Source organism: Gimesia sp. (assembly GCF_048260065.1).
Lineage (GTDB): Bacteria > Planctomycetota > Planctomycetia > Planctomycetales > Planctomycetaceae > Gimesia.
The window spans coordinates 653,045-675,942 of record NZ_JBLXHC010000001.1; the positions used below are offsets into that span (position 1 = coordinate 653,045).

The following is a 22,898-nucleotide window of genomic DNA, read 5'->3' on the forward strand; positions in this document are numbered from 1 at the left end:
TGATCAATATTTAGTCTGAAAGTTTCTTCAAGTCGGGTAAATCATAAAAGGTCAGAACATTCTGAACTGCGAGAGGCAGATGATGAAATGCATCCTGTGACGTGAGTAAATCCCGCCACGAATTCAATGAATCTTCGAGTTGCAGTTGAGAGATCAGTCCCGGTTCGAGTGCCGCAGCATGCAAAGCAGCAGGGCCGAGCTCTCCCTTTGTCTGGAGTTTCACTGGTTTGTCTTTGTTCTGTGACTGCAGCCAGCGGGCGGAAACCAGTAAATCTTCCGCCTGCATTCCCAGCCAGCAGCGTCCCAGCATATGTGCAATGTAATAGTCTGCACCAGGGAAACGCCAGGTTCTGGTTTTCGTCTCGCCTGTATCCCGTACTTCCACAATCAGAACAGGGTGCCCCTGGGCATTGAGTTGTTCGGCGGTTTTGACACTGGAATTCATGCCTGATGTGGGGGCGATCAGAACCGGTGACTCATTTCCGCCACCCCAATAGAGGGCAGGGAGAGAAATTCCGGGTTCCGGCGTAATCACAAGTCGCTGAGGTGCGTTCGACTTCTTTTTGCTCTCCAGAAGTTTGACTTCAGGAGTGGGCAGGTCTTTTAGACTACGAATTCCTGTAACCTGACGAACGAGTTTACGTGTGAGCGGGGGGCGATTGGCTGCCAGTTGTTGTTCATAGTCTGTGAACAGGTCGAACAGGTTGCGCTCGCCCTGCAGCTTGAGCACCTGCCCCTGTGGAGTGACCTGGAGTTCTTTGTCTGTCAGAACCGGTGACTCGTCGGTTTCCGTGACTTCCAGTTGTCTCCCCTGCAGCCAGCGTGCAAAGAAGCGGACGGCTCCTTCACGCAAACGCTGGCTGAATCCATGCTTTTCATTGGCTTCAATCAGATCGACTCGTTCGGGAAAACCAAGCTGGGTGTAAACCCGTTTGGCCTGACGATAAGCATCCCAGGTACCCTCTATGGGGACGAAGTCTTTCGTGGCAGCGAGGATCAGCGTTGGTTTGGGAGCACGCGTTAGAATGTAATCGGGGTGATCGAAGCCGGCGCCGATTTGTCCAAACAGGTTCTGCTCGGCATCCCCCGGTCCAGGGCTTTCATTCTTGAAGCGATTGGTGGTCATGAAACAACCGGGTGCAGCCGCCAGAATGCGATCGTCAAAGGTCATCAGGTAACTGGTCAGGTTACCGCCCCCTGAATTCCCGGTACACCCGATTCGCGAAGCATCGACATCAGGACGACTGCAGAGATAGTCAATTCCGCGAACGCCGTCCCACAGCATATACGTTCCCAGACTGCGGCCCAGCAGGATCGGGGCGGGGCCCAGTTCCTGGTGTTCGTGACTTCCTCGATGACGGGGACTGCCTGCTTCGTCGAGAATCTGTTTACGTTCCCCCTGACCAATTGGATCGAAACAGAGTACGATAAAACCATGCTGTACCAGCAGTCGATTGGCCCGCTGATACGATTCGTACGCTTTCCCGTTTTCACTGTGTCCAACTGGATGCAGGATCGCAGGAAACGGGCCTGTTCCTGTGGGGCGATAGAGGTTAGCAGTAACATGAAAACCATGCTGACTTTCATAGAGAATCTTTTCAATCGTGAAGCCGGGCTGCTGGATGATTCCCATTGACTGGGGGTTGAGCGGTGTGCGCTCAGGGAGTTTTCCCAATGATTCTTGTAATATTTCGCGTCGCTTCTGCTGATACGCGGCGAGTGCTTTCTCCGAATTTAAAGCGGCTTCGAGTTCCTTGAGACGGGTATCCAGAGAGGCATGGACCTGCTTTCTCAGATAGGACCGCATTATCTGCTGACTTTTATCGGCGTTAAAGTCGCTTGGCAGGACGCGATAGTCTGACTGCGCCTGCACGTTGCTGGTACCGCTGATAAATAGGATGCTCAAAAAAATTAAAGCGCGCATGAAGGCGGTTTCCTGCTGTCTGGCTTTACGCCAGGAGTTGTTCGACGATCTTTCCTGATACATCGGTCAGTCGGAAGTCGCGGCCCTGGAAACGGTATGTCAGTTTTTCGTGGTCCAGGCCGAACAGTTTGAGGATTGTGGCGTGTAAGTCGTGGACATGCACGGGATCTTTCGCGACGCCCCAGCCAATTTCATCGGTTTCGCCGATTACCTGTCCCCCTTTAATACCTCCACCAGCCAGCCACATACTGAAGGAGTAGGGGTGGTGATCGCGGCCCGTTACTTTCTTGAAATTGACTCGATTCTCACCCAGCGGTGTGCGGCCGAATTCGCCTCCCCAGACGACCAGTGTTTCATCTAATAATCCGCGCTGCTTCAGATCTTTCAACAATGCCGCGACGGGCTGGTCAGAAATTTTTGTGTAACGCTCCAGTCCACTGTCGAGCGAACTATGGTGGTCCCAGGTGGAGAGAAACAGGGAAACAAACCGTACCCCTCGTTCCACCATGCGTCGTGCCAGGAGACAGTTGCGGGCATAAGAACCCATAAAACCGGAAGTGCTACTTTTGGAGGCTTCTTCGCGAGTGACGCCATACTCTTCTAATGTTGATTTCGTTTCACCGGAAAGATCCAGGAGTTCAGGGGCCGTCTGCTGCATGCGAAAGGCAAGTTCATAGGCTTTAATGCGGCTGGATATTTCGGGGTTCCCAATCTGTTCATAGCGCAGACCGTTTAATTCGTTGATTGTCTGCAGGCTCCGCATCTGGGCTGCTGCTGAGATTTCAGGTGGGTTCGCCAGATTCAGGACCGGGCTTCCCTGGTTTCGAAATAAAGTACCTGCATACTGAGACGGCAAGAAACCACTCGACCAGCTGGAAGCGCCACCTGGTAAACCACGTCCCAAAGTCGCAAGTACGACATAGCCAGGGAGGTTTTCCGACTCACTTCCCAGGCCGTAGTTCAACCACGAACCGAGTGTCGGGCGGCCCTGCAGATCGGAACCGGAGAGCATCATCAACTGCCCGGGTAGATGATTGAACTGTTCACAGTGCATGGAGCGGATCAGAGCGATATCATCGACGCAGGTGCTCAGGTGAGGCAGCAGATCGGAAAGTTCCATTCCACATTCGCCATACTTTTTGAATGTCCGTGGACTGCCCATGATCCGCGCGGCTTCTTTTTGTATGAACGCGAACTTGATGTCTTTTAACAGTGAATCAGGCATCGGTTGACCGTCGAGCTCGTTGAGCTTCGGCTTGGGATCGAACAGGTCCATCTGGCTGGGGCCGCCTTCCATGAACAGGTAGATGCAGCGTTTTGCGCGGGGGGCAAAATGTGCCAACTGCTGTTCACTTCCCAGTAAGCCGTCCTGTTTCATCAGGGATGCCAAAGCGAGCGAACCCAGACCGCTGGCACTGGTTGCGAAAAAACGGCGGCGGTTGAGTGCTTGAAACTCGTTGGTTTGTGGGATCTGCATAGTCAGTCTCGTGTGATAAATTCATCCAGATTCATGACAATTCTTGCCAGTTGAATCATGGCGGTCTGTTGAGCAGACTCTTTCGGTTCTGTTTTCGAAGGATTCTTTTCCGCCAGGAAAAGCAGATCGGCATATGCTGCATTGAGGAAATCCTGTTCGCGTGGAGCAGGGGGGCGGGAGAAACAACGCAGAAACATCTCTTCTGTCGCAGCGGTCAGATCGTCCTGATGCTGTTCCCACATGAGTTTCCCCAGTGCCTGGGCGCTTTCGAAAAACATCGGTCCGTTGAGCAGGGTCAGCGCCTGCAATGGTGTGTTCGAGCGTTCGCGACGACTACAGGAAACCGTAGAGTCAGGTGCATCAAAGGTCATCAGCATCGGGTAGGGAACGGTCCGTTTGAAGACGATATACATGCCTCGGCGATAGCGTGCGCTCCCTTCCGTGGCGGGCCATTTTACACTGCGACCGACATCGGTGACGAAAGCAGGCAGGGGAGGCCGGATTCCGCGTCGACCAATCGTACGATCCAGCAGACCACTGGCAGTCAGATGAATGTCGCGGACAATTTCGGCTTCAACGCGATAACTGTTTTGCCGCCAGAGGAGCTGATTATTGACGTCGTGCTCCATCTGTCGGGAATTCGCTGCGGAGGACATACGATAAGCGGAAGAAGTGACAATCAGGCGGATCATCGCCTTGCGGCTCCAGTTTTGTGATTTGTATTCTGCCGCCAGCCAGTCGAGCAGGAGTGGATGCGTTGGGGGTTCCCCTTTGGTGCCGAAGTCATTGGGAGTCGCGACAATCCCGCGGGCAAACAGATGCTGCCAGATGCGATTGACGGCCACGCGAGCAGTCAGGGGGTTGTCCTCCTGGAATAGCCATTGTGCCAGATCCAGGCGGTCCGTCAGTGGTTCTGTAGAATCGAATTCAGGTAGAACTGCAGGCGTGCCCGGATTCACTTTGTCGCCTGGCTGATTATAGATACCCCGGACATGCACGAAAGTTTCGCGGCGGTCTTTGGTACGTTCTTTGAACGTCGGTGCCCTGGTTGCCGGCGGCGCGGGGCGTTGATTGAGAAGTGATTCCAGATGCGAATAGAGTTTGTCCCAGCCTGGTTGCTTTGTCTCGTAGAATTTCGTCAAGGTTTTGAGGTCGGAGGATTTTTTATATTTCTCTAGCGTTTTGGTGATTTCTGCTTTCTGTTCTTTTGTAAGATCCTTTTTTTCGAACGTTTTCAACGAGGCCAGTGCTTGATCATAGTCAGGCTGCCATTGTTTCTGTTTTGCCTTGTATTCCGCAGTGTCCCAGTCGCGGCTGACTTTCACGCTGGAATCGTCGGCGTTATTGAAGAAGGAATAAATCTGGTAGAACTCTTTCTGTGAGATGGGATCATGCTTGTGATCGTGGCATTCGGCACAGCCCAGAGTCAGGCCGAGCCAGACCATGCCCGTCGTATTGACGCGGTCGACAAGTTCCTTGGTGCGATATAATTCGAGATCCACGCCGGCTTCGGTGTTACTCAACGTGTTACGATGAAAGCCGGTCGCGATGAGTTGGGTATCCACTGGTTTTTCCAGGAGGTCGCCTGCCAGTTGTTCGATGGAGAACTGGTCGAAGGGTAAATCGTCATTGACCGCCTGGATCACCCACTCTCGATAAACCCAGGCGTGGGGACGGATACTGTCTCCCAGATATCCATCGCTGTCTGCATACCGGGCCAGATCGAGCCAGAAGCGACCCCAGCGTTCACCAAAATGGGGAGACGCCAGCAGTTTGTCGACCAGCTTTTCGTAGGCTGCAGGATCCTTGTCTGATACGAAAGCAGATACGTCTGCGGGACTCGGCAGCAGTCCTGTCAGGTCCAGATAGAGACGGCGAATGAGTGTCCGACGCGAAGCCTGGGGTGCGGGTTTTACACCGGCTGACTGATGACGGGCTGCGATAAACGCATCGATCGGGTTACGGATAGGGAATTCAGAAGATGGCTGGGCGATCTCTGGAACCGGTGGTCGCTGTAATGGTTTTAAAGACCAGAGCACGGGAGGTTCTAAAACGAAGTTCTCAGGCCAGGAAGCGCCTTGCTTAATCCAGTCTCGAAATAACTGTACTTCTTCTACTGTCAGAGGAGCCGCATCCCGAGGCATTTCTGCTGTTCCTTCATGCGGAGTGATCAGGTCCATGAGGTAACTGGCATCAGGGTCACCGGGATCAATGATCTCACCACTTTCACCCCCTTTGTGCATTTCCAAATCGGAGTGTAGTGCCAGTCCTCCCTGGCGGATGCGGTCCTGATGACAGCTCAGACAGCGGCTTTGCAAAATGGGGGCGATGTCGCGTTGAAAATCAATCTTTTTTTCAGTGGCAAAAGTGCGCGAAGAGAGCAGCAGCAGGGTTATCAGAATCGTTGTCAGAAAAGTGCGATATCCCTGATCAGTCATATTGCAGGCAGGCTTTCGATTTGTGAGCACAGTGATTGTTTTGTTTGCGATTCATGACCGTCTCAGCAGATGAAAGAGTAACGACGGTGCATGAACCTGCGCGGAAGTCGTGGCAGGTTTAATAAAGTAGATTTACTATTCTACTGGTCAGCTCCCCCCCGTTACAAGTCTTTGCTTTGGAGCTGTCTGAATTTTGACAGAGTAGAGTCGCCTTTGCCTTTCCGGTCAGTTACAGTGTTATGTAAGCATCCGTATCAGGAAGAAGCGGTTTGCATCCATTTACCGGCGTGAATGGACGAGCCGGACTTTTTAAAACCCAAATCAGTGAATCGACAGCCATGAAATTAATCCTGCATCTGACTGTACTGTTCTTTGTTTCGTTCAGTTCGTTGTACGCGGACGAGAAACCCAACATCGTCTTTTTCTTCGCCGACGATCAGACTACCAGCACACTGGGTTGCTATGGAAACGAAGTCATCAAGACACCTAACATTGATGAACTTGCAGCCCGGGGAACCCGGTTTTCGAATGCCTGTGTCAGCCAGGCGATCTGCTGGGTGAGCCGCACCACGATTCTGACCGGTTTGACGGGGCGCAGTTACGGAACACCCGGCAATCCCGAGATGGCGCGATCAGAGGCCGTAAAAACACTGTATACCGATCTACTGCGGGATAACGGCTATCGTGTGGGCTTCTACGGTAAATGGCATGCGAAGATGCCAAAGGAGTTTCAGAGAGAGCAACACTTTGATGAATTTGAAGCGATCAGCCGCAATCCTTATTACAAAAAACAGCCGGACGGCAGTCTGCGTCATGAGACCGAACTGATCGTCGACCGGGGGATCGAGTTTCTGAAATCACAACCCAAGGGGAAACCGTTTGCCTTGAATCTGTGGTTCAATGCCTGTCATGCGGAAGACAGTGACCGCCGACCGGGAATCGGTCATTTTCCCTGGCCGCGTGCCGTGGATGGCATGTATGAAGACATTACCATTGCTCCACCCCGTCTGAATACGCCGTCGATCTTCGACGGACAACCTGATTTTCTGAAAACGACAATCAATCGGGAACGTTATTTCTGGCGGTGGAATACTGATGAAAAATATCAGACCAATATGCGAGCCTATTACCGGATGGTCAGTGGGATTGATGGAGCCATTGGTCGCTTTCTGGCGGCTCTGAAAGAGGCCGGCCTGGATAAGAATACCATTATTGTGTACTCAGCAGATAACGGCTATTACATGGGAAATCGTGGATTCGCAGGGAAGTGGTCGCATTATGAAAATGCGTTAAATGTTCCCTTGATTGTCTTCGATCCCCGTGTGGCCGCCGATCAGCGTGGTCAGGTGACGAGCGCACCCGCATTGAATCTCGATTTGCCCGCCACGTTCCTGGACTGGGCCGGAGTCAAAATCCCGGAGCGTTATCAGGGAAACAGTCTGCAGCCAATCATAGCGGGAAAGACACCTGCCGACTGGAGAACCGAAGCATTTCACGAGCATTTTGCAGTTCGCAGCCGAATTCCTGCCTTTGAAGGGTTGAGGAATGACCGATTCAAATATGTGCGGTACTTTGATCATGGCAATCATGAGTTTCTGCACGATCTGAAACAGGATCCAGATGAACTGGTGAACCTGGCGGATCATCCGGACTATCAGAAAACACTGAAAGAAATGCGCGAGCGGACAACCAGTCGCGTGAAAGAACTGGGCGGACCGCTCGATCCGTTAAAAGGGAAGTTTACCGACTCGACTGTTCCACATCCTGTGGCTTCCGCAGCGGTGGGGGCGAAACCAGATTCGGAAGGTTTTGTATCCGTCTTTGACGGGAAGACACTGCGTCACTGGAGTGGAGATCCACAGTACTGGTCAGTGGAAGAAGGAGCCCTGACAGGCAAGACGGACGGCACACTGAAGATGAACCGCTTCATCACCTGGAAGGATTCCACGATTCGCAATTTTGATCTGCGGGTCAAAGTAAAAGTGACTGCCGGCGGAAACAGTGGTCTGCAGTATCGAGGTACCTCACGACCCGATCTGGGACTGGACATCGTGACCGGCTATCAGTGTGATGTGGTTGCCAATAATCCCAACTACAACGGGATGCTGTATGAAGAGAAAGGCCGCCGTATTCTTTCGCATACGGGGGAGAAGGTCATCATCGACCCGGAAGGGCAGCCCTGGGTGGTTGGGAAAATGCCTGTGGAAACATTCGCACCCGACGAATGGCATGATTTCCGTGTGCTCGTGGAAGGCAATCATCATCAGCACTGGATTGACGGACACAAGACAGCAGATCTGATTGATCTGGACGAAAAAGGGCGTGCTCTGGAAGGTGTGCTGGCAGTACAGGTTCATGTGGGACCACAGATGAAAATCCAGTACAAGGATTTCAAGATCAAGCATCTGCCCGATGATCTGCCGCTGCAGGCTGCTAAAGATCATCCCATCCCCGCAGACGCCTATGGCGTACGACCACAGGGGCGACTTCCTAAGGGCTGGAAGCCTCCCATCTATGGTAAGCGTTGAGGGATCAGGCAGTTTGGGTGTTTTTTAAGGAATTCGCCGATTTCTGATGAAGTCGCTGGAATGCTCGAACTTCCTGAAAAATGCCGGGTTACGCAGAAAAAGATTGATTTCGCAACAAGGTTAAAGTAACATATGAAGGCCGGTTGATGCATGTTGTTGGCCGGTCCCTCATATTACCTCCTGCCTGAATAGCGTGATCTTATGAGCTTACGTTCCAACCCACAGCGGCTCACGTATTCTGCGATCTTAATCGCTGTTTTTGCGGTACCGGTCTGTGCAGAATCGACTCTTCATGAGCAGATTGATGCCGCTCTGAGTTTCGGTAATCCGCAGTACGAAAAACAGGTTGCCACACCAGCAGATGATGCCACGTTTCTACGGCGGATCACACTCGACCTGACCGGAACAATTCCATCCGCAGAGAAAGTTCGCGCATTCGTCGCTGATTCATCTGCTGACAAACGCGTTCAGGAAATCGATCGCCTGCTGGCATCACCGGAATACGCCCGGCGGATGCAGTATGTGTTCGATACGATGCTGATGGAACGTCATCCCGATAAACATGTCCCTGCAAAGGACTGGCGGAATTATCTGCGTCAGGCATTTCTGGACAACCGGCACTGGGATGATCTGGTTCAGGAAATGCTGACTGTCGATGGCACGGATGAGAAAACCCGACCGGCTGCCAAATTCCTGCTGGATCGGGAATTGAAAGCCGAGCAGGTCACACGCGATCTGGGACGACTATTTCTGGGGCGTGACTTACAGTGTGCCCAGTGTCATGACCATCCCAATGTCAATGATTATCTGCAGCGCCACTACCATGGGTTGAATGCATTTTTAAGTCGCAGCTATCTGTTCAGAGATCCAAAAACCAAAAAAACGTCGATCGGTGAAAAAGCCGAAGGACAGGTTGCATTCACCTCTGTCTTCACCATGGAAGAAGGTAAAACGGCTCCGCGCGTGCTGGATCTGCCCGAGATCCCTGATCCTGAAATTCCAGATGAACCCTACAAGGTCAAACCGGCCAAGAACGTGCGTTCGATCCCAGTTTACAGCCGGCGGCTGCAGCTGGCGGATGCGATTACCAGTACTGAAAACCAGGCCTTCCAGAATAATATCGTCAATCGTCTGTGGGCACTGATGATGGGGCGTGGTCTGGTAGAGCCGCTCGATATGTGGCATTCCGATAATCCCCCCACGCATCCCGAAGTTCTTAAACTGATGACGGCCGGATTGCAGGAGAATGATTATGATCTGCAGTATCTGATTCGTGAGTTGGCGCTGACGAAAACGTATCAGCGAAGCAGTCATAGAAAAGCAGATGTGAAATCGGCAGATGTGCCGGATTATCGTGTTGGTCTGTTGAAACCATTGTCTCCAGAACAACTGGCCTGGTCTATGATGCAGGCGACGGGAGTGACAGAGAGAACACTGGATAGCCTGAAAGCAAAGCAAATTAAAGCCGACCCGAAAAAGGGACCCAAGGTCACTGCCGAAGCACGCTGGCAGGAAGAAGCACTCCATGATGCCCTGTGGAGAAACGTCGATTCCTTTACCGTCACGTTTGGTACAGTGGGGGCGCAATCCTCCCGGTTTGATGCTTCCGCCAATCAGGCTTTATTTCTTTTAAACGGACCGTTAATTCAGTCCTGGCTGGTTCCCGGAGGGGACAATCTGACTGCACGGTTGAAAAAACTGGAATCGGAAAAAGAAGTCGCTGAGGAATTATATCTGGCAGTCTTCTCCCGCTTTCCCACGGAGTCCGAAACTGCACAGGTCGTTGCGTTTCTAAAAGCGAGTCAGCAGGAACCCCATAAAGGGATTCCCGAACTGGTCTGGGCGGCATTGGCATCTGACGAATTCCGGTTCAATCATTGATCTCTTAAATAGCTTTACTACCTCGATAAACAGAAAGACCAACGATGCAACGAAATCAAGGCTGCCATCAGCTTGATCACCAGGTAGCGCGGCGTCAGTTTCTGGCGGGGGCTGCAGGTGGTGCGCTGGCACTCAGCATATCCGGCTCACCCGTGGTTGCAAAAAATGTTGACGGGCAGCATAAACGGATTCTGCAGGTGTATCTGCAGGGGGGCGTCAGCCAGCTGGAATCCTGGGATCCCAAACCGGGGACCGAATTTGGAGGTCCCTTCCGGGCGATTCCGACTTCGGTGCCAGGCATGCACATTTCTGAACTGCTGCCTTATACGGCGCAGCGGATGCATCATCTTTCGATTGTTCGCAGTATCAATCTGAAGACCAACGATCATAGTCAAGGTCGCCTGTTTATGGAAAAAGGGAGACGGGCGGGCGAGTATCCTTATGTAGGTGCTATCGCTTCCAAATATCTGGCCCCTGAGAAAGCAGAATTGCCTGGATACATTCATATTTCAACCCGTGGATTATCCGACAGTACCTCGGCATTTTTGGGAGCGCGACATGCCCAGTTAAAATTTGAGGGGGTCAATCCCCCGAAAAATCTGTCTTTACCGAAAGGACTGGCGCAATCTGCAGCAACACGACGTATGGAGTTGCGGCAGCAGTTCAATCAGCAGTTTCAGGCTGGTCGCGGCAAGGCGATGACTGAAACATTTGATGCTTCCTTCCAGCAGGCAGAAAAACTGATGGCACGCAAGACCTTCTTTGAGAAGGCGCCGGCAGACAAAGACCTGGAACGTTATGGAAAGCATGATTTCGGTCGAAACTGTCTGTTAGCACGGACACTGCTCGAAAACAACGCGACTTGTGTGAAAGTCACGCATCACGGATACGATTCTCATGCGGAGAATTTTAATTTCCACCTGGAGCAGTTGGGCGAGTTCGACAAAACGTTCTCGATGCTGCTGGACGATCTGTATGAACGGGGTATGCTGGAAAGTACGCTGGTGATGGTCTATTCCGAATTTGGACGCACACCCAAAATCAATGTGCGTTATGGACGCGATCACTGGGGCACTGCCTGGTCGATTGCTTTGGGGGGGTGTGGAATTCAACCCGGCGCCATCATCGGAAAGACCAACGACAAAGGGACAGCAGTTGCTGAACGCGAAGTGGATGCAGGGCATCTGTTCCATACTTACCTGCAGGCTCTGGGAATTGATTCGACGAAAGATCACGAGATTGCAGGTCGTTCTGTTCCCATTGGCGATCCCGCCACAGCGCCCATCAAGGAGTTGTTAGCATGAGTGTCAACAGTAGTGAAGCCATCGCAGCCCGCAAGCCGATTCTGGATGGACCAGTCGAAGCGCAGAAACCCGCTATCGACTATGACGCTGTCAATCCAGTCAAAACACACATGGTAGCTGAACTCAAGCATACGGTCCCGCTGACTTCCTGTCGGGTTGATCCCACAGGTCGGTTTATCGTTGCCGGTGCTGAAGACCTGGATATTCATGTCTGGGATTATCAGACACAAGAGAAGCGGACTTTAACCGGGCATACGAGTTGGGTCCGATCATTCGATTTCTCGGCTGACGGGAATACGTTGTACTCCGCCTGTTGGGGTGGGGATATCAAAGTCTGGGACTTAAGAGAAGCCGAACCGAAAACCAAAATGACGATCGCAGCTCACAAGGGCTCGGCACGTTGGGTTCGCGTCTCGCCCGACCATACTAAACTTGCGACATGCGGAAATGATCTGCTGGTCAAAGTCTGGGATCTGAAAACAGGAAAGCTGCTGCAGAGTTTTGCCGGTCATGAACGACACGTCTATGCGGTTGATTTTCATCCGGAAGGCACGCAACTGGTCTCCCAGGATCTGATGGGAGTGATCAATATCTGGGATCTGGAGACCGGGAAACAGGTTCGCAGTCTCGATGCGAGCGTGATGACCGGTTACGATAAAAAGTTCGCTGCCGACATGGGGGGCGCACGAGATCTGCAGTTCAGTCCTGACGGAAGTGAACTGGCGACAGCCGGGATTACCAACGTGGTGAATTCCTTCGCGGGCATTCAAGACCCGATCATCGTGCTGTTTGACTGGAAATCCGGTAAAGAGGTCACCAGGCTGAAACCAGACAAGACTTTTGAAGGAATTGCCTGGGGCGTACGATATCATCCCGAAGGTTTCCTGATTGGTGCCGGTGCCAACCGGAGTGGAAAAGGGGAACTCTGGTTCAGAAAACCCGGGGAAAATGAGTTTTTCCATACGATGAAGCTGACGACGGCGGCCCGTGGACTCGATCTCCTGCATGATGCGAAACATCTGATTGTGGCGCATTCACACGGTGCTGTTCGCGTTTATCGGATGACCGAAGAAAAGAAACCGAAGCAGGCTTAATCTGCTTCGGTTGACTCCACGAATATTCTTAGCTGATGATATCGTGGATGACTTCCCCGTAATCCCGTTCGAGGCGTTGTCGGCCGGGATAATTCAGACGGGTGGTATCCAGTCCCATCTGATGCAGGACGGTTGCATGCAGGTCCGTCACATAGTGTCGGTTTTCGACGGCATGGAAACCAAGTTCGTCCGTCGTACCGTGGACGTGGCCCCCTTTAATGCCGCCACCTGCCATGGCAATACTGAAACCATGCGGGTGGTGATCGCGGCCTGAACCGGCAACCGTCTTATTACTTTCGCGGTATTCGGCTCCAGGTGTGCGACCGAACTCAGAACCGATGACGACCATGGTTTCATCCAGCAGGCCTCGCAGTTTCAGGTCTTTGATGAGACCGGCGATGGGCTGGTCGACTTCTTTCGCGAGCCGGGAATGCAGGCGTTTGATGTCGCGATGCGAATCCCAGGCACCGGCGTTCCCGCGATAGCCGTGGAACAGTTGAATGAAACGGACTCCCTGTTCGCTCAGTCGGCGGGCTGCCAGACATTTTTGACCGAAATCTTTCGTCGTGTCGTCACCCAGGCCGTACAGGTTTTGAACGTATTGGGTTTCTTCCTGGAAGTTCATCACTTCCGGAACAGCCGACTGCATCTGGAACGCCAGTTCGTAGGATTTGATTCGCGCCTGCAGGTTTTTGTCATCGGGATACTGAATGCCGGTCTGGCGATTGAGTTTACCAAGCAGTCCGAACATTTCCTGTTGCTCTGAAGGAGTTAGAGAATCGTCGGCAGAGCGGACGAAGGAGAGCGGCGCTTTGGGATCAACTTTCAAACGAACCCCGGCGTGTTCGGGACCAAGGTAAGACGATCCGTGCGTCCAGGCGGCACCGCAGCAGTCGGCACTTGGATTTCCCAGAACGACATAATGAGGCAGGTTCTGATTGGCTGTTCCCAGACCATAGCTGATCCAGGAACCGACGGTTGGGAATGCGCCTTCGGTAATTTTACGACCGGTGTGATAGGTGAGCTGGGCACCGTGATTGTTATCGATGGTCCACATGGAACGAACTAGCGTCAGGTCATCGGCACAGGAGCCCATGTGGGGGAACCAGTCGCTGATTTCCAGTCCACTTTCACCGTAGTGTTTGAAGCCGGTCTGCAGTGGCATCAGTGATTTGTAGATCTTGCGTTTCTGCTTGGAAGGATCGAGCAGCACTTCATTGATTTTGTCTTTATTGAGAACGGTGTCCGCAAACGGAGTTTCTTCGATCGATTTTCCGGCGTACTTGTTGAGAGCCGGCTTGGGATCGAAACTTTCCAGGTGGCTGAGTCCGCCGATCAGAAAGATCCAGATCACCGATTTGGCACGGGGGGCCAGATGACGGCCTTCGCCGGGAGCGGAAGCCTGCAGCTCTCCCTGTTGAAACAGGAGCGAAGTCATGGCCATACCGGTCATTCCCATACCGGTGTCGGTTAGAAATCGGCGACGATTTGTATGTGGTAACTGTGACATTTCAATGTCTTTCTGTTATCGGTCAACGTCAGTCGTTAGCGGATCGTGACGAAATCATTATGGTTGAACAGTACGGTGACCAGCAGCTGGAACTGATCTTCAGACGGCTTAACCTGGCTGGCTTCCTTTGAATGCGTCAGGAATTCCCGGCACATTTTCTGTTCGGAAGCGTCTGGAGAACGGGACAGAATGCTGAGGAACGCCTGCTGGATGAAGTCGTCGACATTACCTGAGGTCTGTTTGAGAAGTTTTTCGGTCAACGCTTCTGTCGCCTGAAACGTCAGTTTGCTGTTTGCCATCGCGAGAGCCTGGTGAGGCTGAACGCTCATGTCGCGCATATAGCATTCAGAGACACTGGGACCGTCGAAGATCTGCACGAACTCAACCAGCTTTTCATGGGCGTGCCTGAGGTAGATGCTTTTACGAATGGAGTCCTGGGCTTGGGTGTTATCAATATCAGGGCCCCCCATTTGTGGATCGAGACGACCGGGGATGAACAGCAGATTGTCGCGGACGATTTCCCCTTCCATCCGCATGGCTGACTTTTTCCAGTAATACCTGTTATCGGGATCGAGTTTGCTGTTTTCCTCAGAAGCGGTACCGGCCATCCGATAGGTGGAACTGGTTACAATCAGGCGGTGCATTTCTTTCATGCTCCAATCCTGTTTCACCAGTTCTGCAGCCAGCCAGTCGAGTAGAGCAGGATGAGTCGGTCCGCGGCCGTTGCCGCCGAATTCATTGACAGTGGGAACAATCGGCTGACCAAAGTGACGCAGCCAGATATGGTTCATGGCAACACGAGCCGTCAACGGATTACCGGCGTCGGTCAGCCAGCGGGCAAATGCCAGGCGGCGGCCTGAACTGGTTTGTGGATAGACGGGCTGTTTGCGCGGCGTGTATTTGGTAGTCAGTTTAGCTTTGGAATCAGTCTCTGCTTTTTTGAGAGCTGTTTCCGCTGCTTTCTGCTGCTGCTCGGCTTTTTTAAGACTCTGTTTTGCTTTCGAGATCAGAGCCTTATTCTTTTTGGCTTCCGCTTTTTCGAGAGCCTGTTGTGCGCCCTGTTGTTCCTGTTCTGCGGATGTCAGATTCCATCTGGCATTTTCGAGGGCTGACTGTCTCTGCAGTTTGACCAGATTTTGAGCGGCGTTTTTCCATTCATCTGATTTCTTGTCACTGGTGGCTTCCAGTTCTTCGATGGCAAACTGTGCTTCCAGCACCGCCAGTTCACTTTCCGCAGCCTGACGCTGTTCTTCCTGTTTGGCCTGTTCCATCATTTTTCTGGCGTGGGTCAGCAGGTCTTCTTTGACCGACTCACGACGAGCGGGCTGACTGGCAACCATAGGCAGCGAAACAGGGGTGACTTTGTATTCTCCACCCAGGAAAGTCGGCACTCCAGGAGGAATAGTTTCTTCTTTGAGAGGACGGCGTTCGTCCCCCGCTTCAAATAACCAGGTTTTTGCAGTCAGTGATTTATCATAAGCACGGGGGATGCCGTTCTTGGCTGTATCCAGCACACCTTCCACACGGTCGGTGCGCACATGATACGTTTCAAAAATAGCCCGCATTTCGTAGTATTCGCGTTGCTGAATCTGATCGTACATGTGGTCGTGGCATTTTGCGCAACCGACGGTGATACCCAGAAAGGCCTGCGACGTATGCTTAACGACATCATCCATCCATTGATCGCGTTCGGCGTGGTAGTTTCGAGCCAGATAACCGGTGGCACGGAGGGTGTCCCAGTCGTCGGGCTTTAATTCATCGGCGGCCAGCATTTCGACCAGCATCTGATCGTAGCCCTTGTCGGCATTCAGGGATTCAATGATCCAGTCCCGCCAGTGCCAGATATGGCGCTGACTGACGCGTAAGGCATCTTTGTATCCGGCCCAGTCACTGTAGCGCCAGACATCCATCCAGTGTCGTCCCCAGCGCTCTCCATAAGCGGGGTGATTCAACAGACGCGTGACCACTTCTTCGTATGCCTGTGGATTTGTTTTTTGTTCTTTGAGAAAGCTTTCGATTTCAGCGGGGGTCGGATTGAGTCCGATGAGGTCGAGATAAACACGCCGCAACAGAATTTCCGGACTGGCTTCTTTCGCGCGGTGCAAACCTTCCTGCTCGTGTCCAGCGGCGATGAAATGATCGATGGGGTTGCGAGCCCAGTCGGCATCTTTGATCAGCGGGACTTCTGGGCGTTGCACCGGTTTGAAAGGTTTCCAGGCGTAGCGATTTTTGTATTCCGTAAAGTCCGCGGTCAACTGTTTGATTTTTGCAGCTGCTTTCGCATCCGGGAATTTTGTTTTGTCGCCGGGGGCAGTGCCGAACAGAATTTCCTGCAGATTTGAAAAGCCGTCGTTATCCGCGTCTGCGTCTGCCAGTAGTTTTAATCGCAGGTCAATTTCGGGTTCCTGGTCCGCTTTGAGAAGCTTGTCGGCTTCCAGTCGCAACTGGTTTCCGAATGGATTGTGAGGGAAGTCTTCGAGCGATTCGGCACCTTCAGCATGGGCACCGATATGACAGACACTGCAGGAATTCAAATTCGCAGGCAGGTATTTTCCGAAGTAACGGAGGAAGGCCTGACGGTTGGCCGGGTTCGCCCAGGCGGAATCTGGTAACAAAATACCGGCAAGCAGCAGGCAGATAAAAGCAAGTTTCTGAAATCCGTTCATAGTATGACCAATTATGTTCTGCGCGATCGCAAAATGAATGAACGCTGGTGGAATCAGGATTGTCAAACTTGGATGTCGTGAGTGTTAGTTCCACGCATCCGGTGAGAATTTAGGCAGGAAACAGTACCCTCTGTAAAACGTTATCTGGTAATTCAAAAAGATACTTTATTTATTGTAACATAATTATACGAGAATGCCAGAAGAATCGAGGATTGAAGAGGTTAACCCCTGATAAATATGGTATCTGTCTGTATGGTATCTGAGGGAAAGCTGCTCCCGGTTGAGGCAGACTCAGGTTATCTCATTGTGCCTGTATTTTCAGGTTTCTGAACTCGATGGCTCCCGCTTTTTCCCCGGTGGGGCCTCCGGAATTTCCTCCGAAGCCAAAATTCTGTTTGGTTTCTTCGATGGCGGGATGTTGGGCGGACCAGCTTTTTCCGTTGAAGTCCACTTTGACCTCTGGTCCCTGAAATACGATTTTCACTGGATGCCATTCCTGTGCGGGAAGCGTGATCTTCTCTCTCAGGAGATCGATCGATTTTCCTTTCTCAGGATGAGCCAGAATGCGGATTTCTTTGCGGGTCACCAAGACATGGACGAGGTGCCCTCGTTCCTGCGAACCGTTGAAGATGATCCCGGCCGCATCTGCACCCCGTTCGAGACGAAACTCGTAGGTCACGACACCATCGCCGAGCTCAAAGCGACGTAATTTGACCGGGCCATGTCGACGGGGACCCGATTCATAACCGCGAAGGACGCCATCTTTTGAGGTCCAGGTGCCCAGCCCCCAGAACCAGTCTTTAGAAAGCGGCGTTTGAAACGTTTCCTCCAGTTTTGTTTCTGCAGCGGAGACTGCTGTGTTTTGCAGAGAAAAGCTCAGGCAAAACAGGCAGAGCAGTGTTAATGAATTTAGTTGTGATCGAATCATGGTTTGACTCCGCTGAAGTCCCAGACACGAACATTCTTCTTTGTCTTTTCTGTCTGGAATTGAATGGATTGAATATCAAGTGGGCCGGACTCGACTGGTAGATAGAGCCTGACGATGCCGGTCTTACCGGTGACGGGTAAATTGAGTTTGACTTCCTGCCAGTCGTCTTTTGCGGGGAGATCGAATTTTACTGTCTGTCCCTGTTTCGGGAATTCGGTCTGTTCGGCCGTTTTCCAGGTGATGTTACCCGCTCCCCCTTTCGCACTTCGCAAACGCATGGTCAGTGTAAGCGGTCCTGTCTGTTTGACCTGTCCTGTGCCGAGAAACGGGGTGCGGCCATCGGCTTCCATGCGCAGGGCACCCTCTATCAGGCTGATTTTAGAGAACTTCGGAACCAGACCCCGCTCTGGTTCTCGCCCGTTATTGGTAATGTTGGCTGGTCGTGGTTTATAGGCGGGATTGGGTTGGGGATAGAGGGCGCCGGTCTCTTTGACAAAGTCGTCAATCAAGGCGTCGAGCTCGCGGACTTTCTCCGGTTGTTGACTGGCGAGATTATTGCTTTCTGAAATGTCCGCTTTCAGATTATAGAGCTCGCGCACTTCCGGATAGAGACGATGTGGTTCGAAGCGACGGATAAGTTTCCAGTCTCCCTGACGCACGGAGACGGCGGGAATCAGATGAGGGAACCAGGTGAAGTAGGCAGTCCGTTCCAGTCCCCCTTTCTGTTCCAGAACTGTCAGAAATGATTCCCCGTCAATAATCTGATTGGCCGGGCGACTGAGTTTGAGTGCATCGAGAATGGTCGGGTAGAGATCAATCGGGCCGACGATCGCATCCGAAGTGGAGCCAGCTTGAATGTGCCCGGGCCAGCGGACCATGAGGGGCACGCGCTGTCCGCCTTCATAGATACGCCCTTTCCCTTCCCGCAGCGGTGCGTTGTTCGTCGGCGGTTCTCCGCCTGCCCATTTGCGATAACTCTTGATGGTTTGATACAGGGGATGTTTCTCGTTAATCCTCTGTAGTTTGGGGTCATCGGTGCTCCAGCTGTGGGCATTGCCGCCATTATCAGAATAAAAAATGAACAGGGTGTTTTCTGCCAGTTTCAGTTCATCCAGTTTATTCAGAATACGTCCCAGGCTTTCATCAACGTTGCGCAACATGGACGCCATCACGGGATTGCGTTGCTCGTCGCGCGGATCCTGCTTTTTGGCGAATTCGGCTGTGTACTCTTCTTTGTGCATCCAGGGGCCGTGTACTGAATAATGCCAGATATTCAGGAAAAACGGCTCACTCTGATGTGCTTCCATAAACTGAATTGCTTCGCTCGTGAGGCGATCCGTAATATGTTCGCCGTCAGGTCCATCGGTAATGTTTCCTACCCGGTTTTTTGCAGTCGGTTTACCGGTTGGGGAAACACCATACGGCGAAAAATAATTCGGCGGGCCGGGATCAGGGGCGCAGTGCCAGACCGTTTCGAAACCCTGTTTGTCGGGACGATGAGGAGTCGTCAGACCCAGGTGCCATTTACCAAAGTGACCAGTACGATAGCCGGCGTCACGTAATGCTTCCGCTAGCGTGTATTGATCGGGATCGAGATAGTTTTTACTGACGGGCATCCGCAGCTTCTGATTGGGAGACGCTGTTTTCGGCAGGAATTCGAAATCCTCCGGTTGCGGCGGAAGATGTCCCGTCGCGCTGGTGATGCCATGCCGGGACGTGTATTGACCGGTGAGGATTGACGCCCGTGTGGGAGAGCAGAGAGGGGTCGCATAGGCATTCGTAAATCGCATTGATTGTTTTGCGAGTCGCGACATGTTTGGTGTTTCGTAATATCGGGAACCATAGGGTTCACTGTCCATCCAGCCCATGTCATCGACAAGGAACAGGATGACATTGGGGGCTCTGTCAGCCGCTGACGTTTCAGCAGAACAGACTGCAGTCATACAAAATAGAACAATCAGGAATGATCTCATTATTTCCCTCTGAATCGTGAGCGCTGCATTGTTGTCAGCTGAAAAGAAGAATCTGTCAGGGACAAATTCTATCATCAAGGATCAGTGGAAACTACAGTCGAGTCGCAAACAGGAATCTGATTCGATTTAATTACCGAGATTAATAAATGGCGTGGGCGGGATTCAGATTATTGATCGAGCTGATGTAAAGTCCACAGCGCCAGTGTTACAATAAGATCGAGACACCACCTGAATCATTGATTTCTGACTTTTTCATACATGTGAAGTCACAACGATTGGCTGCCCGGGAATGATTCCATGCAAATGACATTCAAAGTGCTCCTGTTTCTACAACTGTTGACGACACTGGTTAATGGTGGTGCGTCAAAGCCTGATATGGTGATCTTTCTTTCGGATGATCACACCTGGCGTGACTCGTCGGTTTATGGATCGACCGAGATCAACACGCCCAATATGTCGCGTCTGGCGGCGGAAGGCATGACTTTCGATAACGCGTTCGTCGCATCCCCCAGTTGTGCGCCCAGCAGGGCTGCCTTGCTGACCGGACTTTATCCTGCCCGGAATGGTGCAGAAGCCAATCACTCCCGGCCGCAGGCTGATCTCAAGAAGCTGCCTGCTTATCTACAGGAATTGGGATATGAAGTCGTCTCGTTCGGGAAAGTCGGTCACTATCGGCAGACGAAAGAATACGGCTTCGACATTGCACGGCATTTTAATTATCACGAGGACATCGCGATTCCCCAAGCCATCGAATGGCTGAAAGCGCGGGACAGCGAACAGCCTTTGTGTCTGTTTGTGGGAACCAACTGGCCTCACGTGCCCTGGCCCACGGAGACAGGGGATTTTAAACCGGAGAATGTCAAAGTGCCTCCGCACCACGTCTCGACTCCTGTTTCCCGAGCGTGGCGCGCGAAGTATCTGGCAGCCATCAAAAAAATGGATACCGAATTGGGAGAGGTCTATGATGTGGCTCGTGAAAAACTGGGAGCAGACCTGTTCTTTCTGCATACGAGCGATCATGGTGCACAATGGCCGTTCGGGAAGTGGAATCTGTATGACGATGGAATCCGCACACCACTGATTGTCAGCTGGCCGGGACAGATAGAGAAAGGCGTGCACTCGCAGGCGATGGTCTCCTGGATTGATATCCTGCCGACACTGGTGGATGTGGCGGGAGGTGCGGTGCCTGAGAAGATAGATGGTCGTTCGATTCTACCGGTATTAAAAGGCAAGAGAACATCGCATCGTGATGTGATCTTTACCACTCATTCGGGGGACGGGAATTTTAATGTCTATCCGATTCGTGCCGCCCGGACTTATGAGGGCTGGAAGTATATTCGTAACCTGCATCCCGAATTTCTGTTTACCAGCCATGTGACGAGTTCAACGGCTGACAGTGGTTACTGGAGCAGCTGGCTTGAGAAAGCGGTTTCTGATGAGGATGCCCGGCAGAAAGTTCGCCGCTATCTCTTTCGACCCCGCGAAGAACTCTACCAGGTGACCGACGATCCTTATGAGCAACACAATCTGGTTGATGATCCTGCTCAAGTCGAGCGTCTCGCGCAGTTGCGCAAAGAAGTGAATCAATGGATGGGGGAAACCAGCGATCCGCAGACTGCCTTTGGAACACCACGGCGCATCGCTGACAGTGAGCGCCCCAATATCATAACCGTGTTCATTGATGATATGGGCTGGAGTGATCTCTCCTGTTATGGAGGCAAGGTGACGCAGACGGAAAATATCGACCGTCTGGCGAATGAAGGTCTCCGATTTACGAACTTCTATGTGAACTCGCCGATCTGCTCACCATCGCGTGTCGCTTTGACGACGGGGCAGTATCCTCAGCGCTGGAAAATTACTTCTTATCTGGCGCGTCGCAAAGCCAACCGGGAACGGGGACTGGCACAGTGGCTGGATCCAGCAGCGCCGGTGCTGGCGAGACAGTTAAATGAGGCCGGTTATGCGACGGGGCATTTTGGGAAATGGCATATGGGAGGGCAGCGTGACGTCGGGAATGCACCCTTGATTACAAAATACGGCTTTGATCGCAGCCTGACCAATTTTGAAGGACTCGGACCGCGGGTGCTCCCTTTAAAAGATGCCTACAACGGCAAACCTCCGCAGAAGCATGACCTGGGGTCTGCCGATCTTGGGAAAGGACCGATCTTCTGGGAAGACCGTTCGATCGTCACGGCTGCTTTTGTAAAAGAGGCATTGACGTTCATCGATCATGCCGAGGCAACCGGTCAGCCTTTCTTTCTGAACCTCTGGCCTGACGATGTGCATTCTCCGTTCTTTCCGCCTGAAGTTCTCCGCGATGCCACGGATGAGAGTAAAAGGGCCTTATATTATACCGTGCTGGATGCCATGGATCAGCAGTTGGGACTGCTGTTTGATCGTGTACGTAACGATACGCGACTGAAGAACAATACCCTGATCCTGATAGCGTCAGATAACGGACCGGAAGAAGGGGCCGGCCTGGCCAAACCGTTGCGGGGAGCGAAAACCTGGCTCTATGAAGGGGGCGTCCGTTCTCCACTGATAGTCTGGGGACCGGGGCTGTTAAATCCTGCTGCAGCCGGGACGACGAACCGGACCTCTGTTCTCTGTGCGCTCGATGTGAATCGTTCCCTGTACACAGTGACAGGAGCGGAACTGCCATCCGGCGTCACGCTAGATGGTGAAGATCTGGCGGAGACACTTCTGGGGAAAAGTGAAGCGGGTCGTAAGGCTCCCATCTTCTGGCGACGTCCTCCAGATCGACCGGGGACGAAACAGGAACCGAATCCCGATCTGGCAGTCCGCGACGGGAAATGGAAATTTTACATGAATTACGACGGCAACGGAAAACAGCTGTATGATCTGACAGCTGATGTCTCTGAAACGCAGAACAGGGCAGACGATTATCCTGAGATTGTCGCGCGATTGAAACAGGCGATCATTGACTGGAACAGGGAACTTCCCGCGGATGCCGGCGATCCGGCGTGGGAACCCTCTGCGAAAAAGAATTGAATCGACGATCAGGTAAGAGTCCTTTGACTCGGTACGGAAGTCTGTTCATAATAAGGAGAACGTTTTTCTCCTTATTCTTGGCGCACCGGTATTGAGATCAAATCATGAAAATCAAAACGTGGATGCTTACTTTATTACTGTGTCTCAGTTTTTTCTCTCTCCC

General features: G+C 52.3%; 12 protein-coding genes. 5 read left to right on the forward strand and 7 right to left on the reverse strand.

Features of this window, described 5'->3' with window-relative positions:
- Positions 1–10: 10 nt before the first annotated feature.
- From ACN0YN_RS02310 to ACN0YN_RS02320, 3 genes are read right to left on the reverse strand one after another with little or no spacing between them, the layout of a single operon-like run.
- Entirely contained in the window at positions 11–1,924 is a 1,914-nt protein-coding gene (locus ACN0YN_RS02310; protein WP_417383364.1) for an alpha/beta hydrolase family protein, read from the reverse strand.
- 25 nt (positions 1,925–1,949) lie between these two features.
- Positions 1,950–3,401: a DUF1501 domain-containing protein gene (locus ACN0YN_RS02315; protein ID WP_417383365.1), complete on the reverse strand. Its 1,452-nt coding sequence runs from the start codon at positions 3,399–3,401 to the stop codon at positions 1,950–1,952.
- A gap of 2 nt (positions 3,402–3,403) precedes the next feature.
- Positions 3,404–5,869 (reverse strand): PSD1 and planctomycete cytochrome C domain-containing protein, encoded by a 2,466-nt coding sequence (locus tag ACN0YN_RS02320; protein WP_417383366.1) that lies wholly within the window; start codon positions 5,867–5,869, stop codon positions 3,404–3,406.
- Between the two features lie 308 nt (positions 5,870–6,177).
- On the opposite strand from ACN0YN_RS02320, the gene ACN0YN_RS02325 reads away from it, so the two are divergent.
- The 4 genes from ACN0YN_RS02325 to ACN0YN_RS02340 all read left to right on the forward strand — a co-directional run bounded on the left by ACN0YN_RS02325 (position 6,178) and on the right by ACN0YN_RS02340 (position 12,646).
- Positions 6,178–8,367: a sulfatase-like hydrolase/transferase gene (locus ACN0YN_RS02325; protein WP_417383367.1), complete on the forward strand. Its 2,190-nt coding sequence runs from the start codon at positions 6,178–6,180 to the stop codon at positions 8,365–8,367.
- 201 nt (positions 8,368–8,568) lie between these two features.
- Positions 8,569–10,248, forward strand: a complete 1,680-nt coding sequence (locus ACN0YN_RS02330; RefSeq protein ID WP_417383368.1) for a DUF1549 domain-containing protein — start codon at positions 8,569–8,571, stop codon at positions 10,246–10,248.
- Between the two features lie 44 nt (positions 10,249–10,292).
- Positions 10,293–11,552, forward strand: coding sequence for a DUF1501 domain-containing protein (locus ACN0YN_RS02335; RefSeq protein WP_417383369.1), 1,260 nt, complete (start codon positions 10,293–10,295; stop codon positions 11,550–11,552).
- Positions 11,549–12,646 (forward strand): WD40 repeat domain-containing protein, encoded by a 1,098-nt coding sequence (locus ACN0YN_RS02340; protein ID WP_417383370.1) that lies wholly within the window; start codon positions 11,549–11,551, stop codon positions 12,644–12,646. The genes ACN0YN_RS02335 and ACN0YN_RS02340 overlap by 4 nt, the downstream gene beginning before the upstream one ends.
- Positions 12,647–12,674: 28 nt before the next feature.
- Here ACN0YN_RS02340 and ACN0YN_RS02345 read toward each other — a convergent pair whose 3' ends face one another.
- The 4 genes from ACN0YN_RS02345 to ACN0YN_RS02360 all read right to left on the reverse strand — a co-directional run bounded on the left by ACN0YN_RS02345 (position 12,675) and on the right by ACN0YN_RS02360 (position 19,723).
- Positions 12,675–14,156, reverse strand: a complete 1,482-nt coding sequence (locus tag ACN0YN_RS02345) for a DUF1501 domain-containing protein (RefSeq protein WP_417383371.1) — start codon at positions 14,154–14,156, stop codon at positions 12,675–12,677.
- A 35-nt stretch (positions 14,157–14,191) separates the two neighbouring features.
- On the reverse strand, positions 14,192–16,822 hold the full coding sequence (locus ACN0YN_RS02350; protein WP_417383372.1) for a DUF1553 domain-containing protein: 2,631 nt from the start codon (positions 16,820–16,822) through the stop codon (positions 14,192–14,194).
- Between the two features lie 301 nt (positions 16,823–17,123).
- Positions 17,124–17,750, reverse strand: a complete 627-nt coding sequence (locus ACN0YN_RS02355) for a family 16 glycoside hydrolase (protein ID WP_417383373.1) — start codon at positions 17,748–17,750, stop codon at positions 17,124–17,126.
- The gene (locus tag ACN0YN_RS02360; protein WP_417383374.1) at positions 17,747–19,723 is read right to left on the reverse strand and encodes a sulfatase; all 1,977 of its coding nucleotides are present in this window, start codon (positions 19,721–19,723) and stop codon (positions 17,747–17,749) included. The genes ACN0YN_RS02355 and ACN0YN_RS02360 overlap by 4 nt, the downstream gene beginning before the upstream one ends.
- Before the next feature lie 297 nt (positions 19,724–20,020).
- Between ACN0YN_RS02360 and ACN0YN_RS02365 the strand changes: the two genes are divergently transcribed.
- Complete coding sequence (locus ACN0YN_RS02365) at positions 20,021–22,735, forward strand: sulfatase-like hydrolase/transferase (RefSeq protein WP_417383375.1); 2,715 nt, start codon at positions 20,021–20,023, stop codon at positions 22,733–22,735.
- Positions 22,736–22,898: the final 163 nt, after the last annotated feature.

Excerpts from the sequence above, each read along its gene's own strand:
- ACN0YN_RS02310 (WP_417383364.1), bottom strand. The coding sequence starts at position 1,924 with ATGCGCGCTTTAATTTTTTTGAGCATCCTATTTATCAGCGGTACCAGC.
- ACN0YN_RS02315 (WP_417383365.1), bottom strand. The coding sequence starts at position 3,401 with ATGCAGATCCCACAAACCAACGAGTTTCAAGCACTCAACCGCCGCCGT.
- ACN0YN_RS02325 (WP_417383367.1), top strand. The coding sequence starts at position 6,178 with ATGAAATTAATCCTGCATCTGACTGTACTGTTCTTTGTTTCGTTCAGT.
- ACN0YN_RS02330 (WP_417383368.1), top strand. The coding sequence starts at position 8,569 with ATGAGCTTACGTTCCAACCCACAGCGGCTCACGTATTCTGCGATCTTA.
- ACN0YN_RS02335 (WP_417383369.1), top strand. The coding sequence starts at position 10,293 with ATGCAACGAAATCAAGGCTGCCATCAGCTTGATCACCAGGTAGCGCGG.
- ACN0YN_RS02340 (WP_417383370.1), top strand. The coding sequence starts at position 11,549 with ATGAGTGTCAACAGTAGTGAAGCCATCGCAGCCCGCAAGCCGATTCTG.
- ACN0YN_RS02345 (WP_417383371.1), bottom strand. The coding sequence starts at position 14,156 with ATGTCACAGTTACCACATACAAATCGTCGCCGATTTCTAACCGACACC.
- ACN0YN_RS02350 (WP_417383372.1), bottom strand. The coding sequence starts at position 16,822 with ATGAACGGATTTCAGAAACTTGCTTTTATCTGCCTGCTGCTTGCCGGT.
- ACN0YN_RS02355 (WP_417383373.1), bottom strand. The coding sequence starts at position 17,750 with ATGATTCGATCACAACTAAATTCATTAACACTGCTCTGCCTGTTTTGC.
- ACN0YN_RS02360 (WP_417383374.1), bottom strand. The coding sequence starts at position 19,723 with ATGAGATCATTCCTGATTGTTCTATTTTGTATGACTGCAGTCTGTTCT.
- ACN0YN_RS02365 (WP_417383375.1), top strand. The coding sequence starts at position 20,021 with ATGCAAATGACATTCAAAGTGCTCCTGTTTCTACAACTGTTGACGACA.